At 63.3% G+C, this 7,494-nt stretch carries 8 protein-coding genes; 4 read left to right on the top strand and 4 right to left on the bottom strand.

Features of this window, described 5'->3' with window-relative positions; all coding sequences use genetic code 11:
• Positions 1-2: 2 nt before the first annotated feature.
• From E7813_RS14640 to mutM, 4 genes are all read right to left on the bottom strand, one after another.
• Positions 3-1,244, bottom strand: coding sequence for an amidohydrolase family protein (locus tag E7813_RS14640; protein WP_291575069.1), 1,242 nt, complete (start codon positions 1,242-1,244; stop codon positions 3-5).
• Positions 1,241-1,600: a hypothetical protein gene (locus tag E7813_RS14645; protein WP_291575070.1), complete on the bottom strand. Its 360-nt coding sequence runs from the start codon at positions 1,598-1,600 to the stop codon at positions 1,241-1,243. The genes E7813_RS14640 and E7813_RS14645 overlap by 4 nt, the downstream gene beginning before the upstream one ends.
• Positions 1,587-1,952, bottom strand: coding sequence for a Rieske 2Fe-2S domain-containing protein (locus tag E7813_RS14650; RefSeq protein WP_291575071.1), 366 nt, complete (start codon positions 1,950-1,952; stop codon positions 1,587-1,589). The genes E7813_RS14645 and E7813_RS14650 overlap by 14 nt, the downstream gene beginning before the upstream one ends.
• A gap of 202 nt (positions 1,953-2,154) precedes the next feature.
• Positions 2,155-3,036 carry a bifunctional DNA-formamidopyrimidine glycosylase/DNA-(apurinic or apyrimidinic site) lyase gene (mutM, locus tag E7813_RS14655; RefSeq protein ID WP_291575072.1) on the bottom strand — a complete coding sequence of 294 codons (882 nt, stop codon included), beginning with the start codon at positions 3,034-3,036 and terminating at the stop codon, positions 2,155-2,157.
• Between the two features lie 88 nt (positions 3,037-3,124).
• Between mutM and ubiE the strand changes: the two genes are divergently transcribed.
• From ubiE to dut, 4 genes are read left to right on the top strand one after another with little or no spacing between them, the layout of a single operon-like run.
• Positions 3,125-3,886 carry a bifunctional demethylmenaquinone methyltransferase/2-methoxy-6-polyprenyl-1,4-benzoquinol methylase UbiE gene (gene ubiE, locus E7813_RS14660; protein WP_291575073.1) on the top strand — a complete coding sequence of 254 codons (762 nt, stop codon included), beginning with the start codon at positions 3,125-3,127 and terminating at the stop codon, positions 3,884-3,886.
• Complete coding sequence (gene ubiB, locus E7813_RS14665) at positions 3,883-5,457, top strand: 2-polyprenylphenol 6-hydroxylase (protein WP_291575079.1); 1,575 nt, start codon at positions 3,883-3,885, stop codon at positions 5,455-5,457. Before ubiE ends, ubiB begins: the two co-directional genes overlap by 4 nt.
• Positions 5,458-5,511: 54 nt before the next feature.
• A complete protein-coding gene (gene coaBC / locus E7813_RS14670; RefSeq protein ID WP_291575074.1) occupies positions 5,512-6,945 on the top strand; it encodes a bifunctional phosphopantothenoylcysteine decarboxylase/phosphopantothenate--cysteine ligase CoaBC in 1,434 nt (477 codons plus the stop codon).
• Positions 6,942-7,400 carry a dUTP diphosphatase gene (dut, locus tag E7813_RS14675; RefSeq protein WP_291575076.1) on the top strand — a complete coding sequence of 153 codons (459 nt, stop codon included), beginning with the start codon at positions 6,942-6,944 and terminating at the stop codon, positions 7,398-7,400. The genes coaBC and dut overlap by 4 nt, the downstream gene beginning before the upstream one ends.
• Positions 7,401-7,494 lie beyond the last annotated feature (94 nt).

The raw sequence follows: 7,494 nt of genomic DNA on the forward strand, positions 1-7,494 counted from the left end.
CTCTATAAAGCAACCAGCTTCTTCACCGGCGTCGGATCGAGATTGAATATCCTAGCCGCGTTCAGGCCCAGGATATTGCGCTTGGCCTGCTCGTTCAGAAACGGCAGATCGCATATTTCCTGCGGCAGATCGAAATCGAAATGCGGCCAGTCGGACGAGAACATCAACTGGGTCTCGGCCTTGATCATCTCAAAGGTATTTTCCAGCGCCTTGGGATGGGTCGTCTCCATCGGCTGCGTCGTGTAGAAGCAATTGTGGTTCATGTATTCGCTGGGCATCAGCTTGAGCTGCGGGGCTTCGGAAGGCCGCATCAGGTACTGGTCGTCGAGACGCTGCATCAGGAACGGCACCCATGCCAATCCGCTTTCGACCCATAACGTCTTCAGCTTGGGGAACCGTTCGGGGATCCCGTTCAGGATCCAGTTCGTCATATGGATCATGTTGCTCCAGACGAAGCCCAGCGCGTGCATGCCGAGAAACCGGTTTACGGTCGCAAGCGACGGATCCTGCCAGTGATAGCCGGCGTGGAACGCCAGCGGCTTGCCGCGTTCCTCGATCATGGAATAAAGCCGCATATAATCGTTGTGATGCACCGGCTTGTAGCGGGTGCTGGTGACGCAGAAGCCGATTACGCCCTTTTTGTCGCCGAGTTGCTCGACCGTCCGCTCGGCTTCCACGGGCGTGTTGAACGGCAGGTAGATCAGGGATTTGATCCGGTCGTCCCCCGACAGGATGCGATCGATCAGCCAGCGGTTATAGGCACCGCCGAGCCACACCTCCATTTCCGGCTGCGGATGCATGCCGAGAAACAGCATCGGTGTCGGAAACACCACCATGTTGTCGATGCCGAGCGAATCCATCGCCCGGCGCGTCAATGTGACGTCGCGATGGACATCGGTCTCTTCGACGATTTCGCGCTGGCCGTCCTGATGCGGGATGCGTCCACCCACCGACTGATAGCGAAGGCCGAGGTCGCCGTTCAACCCGTAAGGCGGCGCGCCGATGCGCTCCGCCTGAAACCGCATCGCATTGTCGCGAACCACGGGATCCTCGATATAGGTCACCACCTCTTTCCAGGACACGGTCTCGACGTGGTGGGCATCGATATCGCACACGAACCAATCCTGCAGGCCGCGCCGGATGGCGTTGCGACGGGCATGGGCGAGGATGTCGCGCGTATCGGTGTGGACGTCGATCTGCTGAACGGCCGAAAACTGCGGACCGAGCTTGCCTTGAATATTCATGGCTTTTCTCCCGCACCATAGCTGTCCTCGTCGGGACGGCGCCGGTACCACAGCGCCAGCTCCATCGGACCGAGATGCAGCGCGCGCAGCATTTCCGACACCGCCGATAAAAGCTCGGTAGGCGTCATCTCGCTGTCCCGTTCGCCGGCAATCGGCGGAAACGTTCGTTCTTCCCCGTCGGATTTGGCGACATAGAGCCGGATCGCGGCGGTCAAGATCTGCGCCACAGCCTGATCGGAAACGCGACAGGCTTCGTTGTTCTCGACCAGTTCGCGCGACGCACGCAGCAGTTCGGGAGCTGCCGCATCGATCCAGCCGTAGCGATCGTTCTTGCGATCCGTCTCAGATCCGAACATAGATTTCACCGTCCCTGATCGTCATCTCCGCCTTGCGCAACCGGATGCGGCTGTTGCCCTGGTGACATCCGGTCTTGATGTTGTATTCGTACCCATGCCACGGACATATGATGTTGGTCTCGGAGGGGTCGTACTGCTGCGAGCGAGTGGTGCGATCATCCGCAACCGGCTCGATCACGCGTTTCATGATGCGTCCCTGGCAGACCGGACCTGCACGATGCGCACAGCGATTGTGCCACGCAAAAAATTCGCCATCGATCTTGAAGACGCCGACCTCCAATTCCGCGCAGTCGATAACCTTGCGGTCGCCGTCGGCGTAGTCGGTCACCTTTCCCGCCGAATATTCCGGCATGCGTCACTCCGGTCGATTAAAGAGGCGAACGCAAGGAGCAGGATGCGGCTCCAGGCGGTCGTGTGTCAAGCAAGCCCACATCGAACGCCCGCGCGGGCGCTAGGCAGCCCCCGAGAGCGTGCCGTCATCGTGGAACTGGATCGCATTGATGCCGCCGGCCACCGTTGGCACCGCGAGCACCGTTCATCTGATGGTTATCGCGTCACTTCTGGCACTTCGGGCACCAGAAGGTCGATCGTCCGTTCTGCGTAAACCGCCTGACGATGCCGGCGCAGCCGGCGGTCTGGCATGTCTGGCCTTCGCGGTCGTAGACCTGAAACGAGTGCTGGAAATAGCCGAGTTCGCCGGAGGTCTGGCGATGATCGCGCAGCGACGAGCCGCCGGCCTTGATCGCCTGATTGAGCACCGCGTGGATCGCCGCGACCAGGCGCCTGGCGTGATCGGTCGGTTCACCCTTTTTGGTCGCCAGTGTCGCAGCCAGTCTTCGTGGCGACAGCCGGGCACGGTAGAGCGCCTCGCAGACATAGATATTGCCGAGCCCTGCGACCACGCGCTGGTCGAGCAGCGCCGCCTTCAGGCTGGTCTTCTTGTTGGCGCAGGACCGCGCCAGCATTGCCGCGTCGAATTCATTGCCGAGCGGTTCGGGGCCGAGGCCTTTCAGCAACGGTTCGTCATCGAGCGCCTTGCGCGCAATGATCTTCATGTAGCCGAAGCGGCGCGGATCGTTGAAAATCACCGCCGCGCCCGAGGACATGTGGAGCACCACGTGGTCATGCGCGCGATCTTCGCTGCGCGGATGATGGAATCGGCCCGGCGCGTTCTCGCCCTCATCCTTGACGACGCGGAACGACCCCGACATTCCCAGATGCATCAGCAGCACGTCGCCCGAGGCCAGATCGGCCATCAGATATTTGGCGCGACGGCCCATGCCCGTCACGGTCTGGCCTTGCAGCCGCGCGATGAAGTCCTTCTGGAATGGAAATCGCAAGTCCTTGCGCCGGGTCTCGGCTTTAACGATTTTCGAGCCCTCCATGACCGGCTGCAGGCCGCGGCGGACCGTCTCGACTTCGGGCAATTCAGGCATACGTCATTCACCTTGAGATGTTGACGTGATAGCGCCATTGGGGCGGGCGCGCTATGGTCCGCCGTTACCAGTTCGAGGGCGTAAAGACATGGACCGGCCGGGAGAAACCACGCATTTCGGCTTCAGGGACGTCCCCCTGAACGACAAGCAGACGCTGGTGAACGACGTATTTCACAGCGTGGCACAGCGCTACGACCTGATGAACGATCTGATGTCGGCGGGCCTGCATCGGGTCTGGAAAGACCTGATGATCAACGCACTCAATCCGCCGCGCAGCGATACGCCATTTGCGCTGCTCGATGTCGCCGGCGGCACCGGCGACATCGCATTCCGCGCGGCCAAGGCGGCAGGCCCGGGCTTTCGGGCCATCGTCTGCGACATCAATTCCGATATGCTAAAGGTCGGCCGCGAACGCGCCGCGGCGCGGCATCTCGACGGCCGGGTATCGTTCGTCGAGGGCAATGCCGAGGCGCTGGCGTTCCCCAATCGCACTTTTGATGCCTACACCATCGCATTCGGCATCCGCAACGTACCAAGGATCGATCTGGCATTGAGCGAAGCGTTTCGCGTGCTGAGGCCCGGCAGCCGATTTTTGTGCCTGGAATTCTCCACCGTCGATGTGCCCGGCCTTGAGCGGATCTACGACCTGTTTTCGTTCAAGGTGATTCCACAGCTTGGCCGCGCCGTGACCGGCGACGCCGAATCCTACCAGTACCTCGTGGAATCGATCCGCAAATTTCCCAAGCCGAACGCGTTTGCCGAGATGATCCGCGCCGCCGGGTTCTCGCGGGTGTCCTGGCAAAGTTTTTCGGGCGGCATCGTGGCGTTGCATTCGGGCTGGTGTTTGTGATTTCCGCGATAACCCACATCGCGCGGCTGGCCCGCGCCGGTTACGTGTTCGCGCGCGAGGGCGTGTTCGGCGTTGTCGATCCGACCCTGGTGCCGCCGCCCGGACAATTGGCGTTGCGTATCGCGCGATTGATCGAACGCCCCGGCGCCAAGTCCGGTCCGCATCTGTCGCGCGCGCTGACGCGGCTGGGGCCGGCCTATCTCAAGCTCGGACAGTTTCTCGCCACCCGGCCCGATGTGGTCGGCGTCATCATGGCGCGCGATCTGGAAAGCCTGCAGGACCGGCTGCCGCCGTTTTCGCAGAGCGAGGCCGAAGCCGCCATCGCGCTGTCGCTGGAACGCCCTGTCGCGCAGGCGTTTGCAAGCTTCGGGCCGGCGGTGGCCGCAGCCTCGATCGCGCAGGTACATCGCGGCGAAACCGAGCATGACGGCGTGCGCACACCGGTGGCGGTGAAGGTGCTCCGGCCCAATGTCGCTGCGCGCTTCCGCCGCGACCTCGCCGATTTCTTTTTTGTCGCGCACAAGGCCGAAGCCCATTCGGCGGAAGCCCGGCGGCTGCGGCTGATCGAGGTCATCAATACGATGTCGCGCTCGGTGGCGATGGAGATGGATTTGCGGCTTGAGGCGGCAGCTCTCTCGGAAATGGCCGAGAACACCCGCGACGATCCGGATTTTCGCGTGCCTACCGTCGATTGGGACCGCACGACCCACAATGTCCTGACGATGGAATGGATCGACGGCATCGCGCTCAGCGATCACGCCCGCCTTGAAGCAGCGCAGGTCGACCTGCCCGAATTGGGGCGCAAGGTGATCCAGAGCTTTTTGCGCCATGCGCTGCGCGACGGCTTTTTTCATGCCGACATGCACCCGGGCAATCTGTTCCTCGACGATGCCGGGCGGCTGGTGGCGGTGGATTTCGGCATCATGGGCCGGCTCGGCATGAAGGAGCGGCGTTTCCTCGCCGAGATCCTGCTCGGATTCATCACGCGCGATTATCGCCGGGTCGCCGAAGTGCATTTCGAAGCCGGCTACGTGCCGGGACACCATTCGGTCGAGAATTTTGCGCAGGCGATCCGCGCCATCGGTGAGCCGATCCACAACCGCACCGCCGAAGAAATTTCGATGGCAAAGCTGCTGACGCTATTGCTCGAAGTCACCGGCCTGTTCGACATGCGGACCCGCCCGGAACTGATCCTGCTGCAAAAGACCATGGTGGTGGTCGAAGGCGTCGCGCGCGGCTTCGACCCGAAACTCGACATCTGGAAGGTGGCCGATCCCGTGGTTCGCGAATGGATCGAACGCAATCTCGGACCGGTCGGGCGCATTCAGGGGGCGATGTCCGGCGCCGGTGAACTCGGCCGCGTGCTGGCGAGCCTCCCGGCTCTCGCCTCGCGGTCGGTGACGGTGCTGGAGCAGTTGGAGACCATGACCCGGGAAGGGCTGACGCTGTCGCCGGCGACGATCGCGGCGATGGGCCGAACGGAAGGCCGCAAGAGCCGGTGGCGCACCATCGCGCTCTGGATCATCGCCGTGACCTTTATCGGGATCCTGATGGCGGTCCGACAAATGTGATTGCAATGCAATCGTATGATGATATCATTGCAATCATATCGTTCCGGGATCACCATGGCCAGCCTCACCATCAGGAAACTCGATGAGACGGTAAAGGCCTATCTGCGGCTGCGTTCGGCCGGCCATGGCCGCTCCGTGGAGGAGGAAGTGCGGGTGATCCTCGGAGAACTGATCCAGGGTCGGGCCGAATTCCCCGCAGCACTCCCCCAGGCCGCCCCGCTGGTCGCAGCGCGCCCGCTGCGCGCTCCCGACCGGCCCGGTGCGGCCGTGCAGGCCCGCGTCACCCTGATCATCGGCGGCGGTATCGCCGCCTACAAGGCGCTGGACCTGATCCGGCGGCTGAAGGAGCGCCACATTCAGGTCCGCTGCGTGCTGACCAAAGCGGCGCAACAATTCGTCACCCCGTTGACTGCGAGCGCGCTGTCGAACGAGCGCTGCTACACCGATCTGTTCGACCCCGAGAGCGAGTTCGATGCTGGTCATATCCGGCTCGCCCGTGACTGCGACCTGATCGTGGTGGCGCCCGCGACCGCGGACCTGATGGCGAAGATGGCACAGGGCCATGCCGACGATCTCGCCAGCGCCATCCTGCTCGCGGCCAACCGGCCGATGCTGCTGGCGCCGGCGATGAACCCGCTGATGTGGAACAATGCCGCGACCCGCCGCAATGTCGCACAGCTGGCCCGCGACGGCATCTCGATGATCGGGCCCAATGCCGGTGAGATGGCCGAAGCCAATGAGGCCGGTATCGGCCGGATGGCGGAGCCGCTGGAAATCGCGGCCGCTGCCGAAAGGATCCTGCGCCCGCCGCAACCGCGCCCGCTGGCGGGCAAGCGCGTCCTCATCACCGCGGGGCCGACGCACGAGCCGATCGATCCGGTGCGCTACATCGCCAACCGCTCCTCCGGCAAACAAGGTTACGCCATCGCCGCGGCGGCGCAGGCTGCCGGCGCCGACGTCACCCTGATCTCGGGCCCGGTCGAACTGGACGATCCCGCCGGCGTGTCGGTGACACGCGTGGAATCCGCACGTGACATGCTGCAGCGGGTGGAAGCAGCCCTTCCGGTGGATATCGCCATCTTCGCCGCCGCTGTCGCCGACTGGCGTGTCGCCAATGAGGGAGAGCAGAAACTGAAAAAGACTTCGGCCGGCATGCCGCCACTGCAGCTGGTGGAAAACCCCGACGTTCTGGCGACGGTTTCAAAACTTCGGGACAAGCGGCCGCCGCTGGTGATCGGCTTCGCCGCCGAGACCGAACACCTGATCGACAACGCCAAGGCCAAGCTTGCACGCAAGGGCTGCGACTGGATCGTCGCCAATGATGTTTCCCCCGCAACCGGCGTGATGGGCGGCGACCGCAACACCGTTCATCTGCTCCGGCGCGCCGGTGCGGATATCGACGTCGATTCCTGGCCGGTGATGACCAAAGAGCAGGTTGCGGCCGAACTGATAACGCGCGTCGCCAAAGCCGTGGGGGGATCGTCGTGAGCGCCATGGTCAAAGTCGATATCCGCCAGTTGCCGCACGGCGAAGGCTTGCCGCTGCCGGCCTGTCAGAGCGCGCACGCCGCCGGGCTCGACCTGCTGGCGGCGGTGCCGGAAGCCGCGCCCATGACGATTGCACCGGGCCAATATGCGCTGGTACCGACCGGCCTCTCGATCGCGCTTCCGCCGGGCTATGAAGCGCAGGTCCGTCCGCGTTCGGGCCTTGCATCGAAACACGGCGTCACGGTGTTGAATGCGCCCGGCACGGTCGATGCGGATTATCGCGGCGAAATCGGCGTGCTTCTGATCAACCATGGCGACGCACCGTTCCCGATCCGGCGCGGCGAACGCATCGCGCAGATGGTGATTGCGCCCGTGGTCCGGGTGGAATTCGTCCCCGCCGCGTCGCTGCCCGGGACCGACCGCGGTAGCGGCGGTTTCGGCTCAACCGGGCGCTAACCGATTAAACGAGTCGATTCATTTTCCGCGAATTATCCCATTTTTTCGCGATGCGGTTTGCGTTCACGGTCTGGACTCTTACCCACCGACTCCC

The sequence above is a fragment of the Bradyrhizobium sp. genome (assembly GCF_004799405.1).
GTDB lineage: Bacteria > Pseudomonadota > Alphaproteobacteria > Rhizobiales > Xanthobacteraceae > Bradyrhizobium.

What these genes read in the sequence shown, in the direction of transcription:
- E7813_RS14640 (WP_291575069.1), bottom strand. Translation starts at nt 1,244, where the DNA reads ATGAATATTCAAGGCAAGCTCGGTCCGCAGTTTTCGGCCGTTCAGCAG.
- E7813_RS14645 (WP_291575070.1), bottom strand. Translation starts at nt 1,600, where the DNA reads ATGTTCGGATCTGAGACGGATCGCAAGAACGATCGCTACGGCTGGATC.
- E7813_RS14650 (WP_291575071.1), bottom strand. Translation starts at nt 1,952, where the DNA reads ATGCCGGAATATTCGGCGGGAAAGGTGACCGACTACGCCGACGGCGAC.
- mutM (WP_291575072.1), bottom strand. Translation starts at nt 3,036, where the DNA reads ATGCCTGAATTGCCCGAAGTCGAGACGGTCCGCCGCGGCCTGCAGCCG.
- ubiE (WP_291575073.1), top strand. Translation starts at nt 3,125, where the DNA reads ATGGACCGGCCGGGAGAAACCACGCATTTCGGCTTCAGGGACGTCCCC.
- coaBC (WP_291575074.1), top strand. Translation starts at nt 5,512, where the DNA reads ATGGCCAGCCTCACCATCAGGAAACTCGATGAGACGGTAAAGGCCTAT.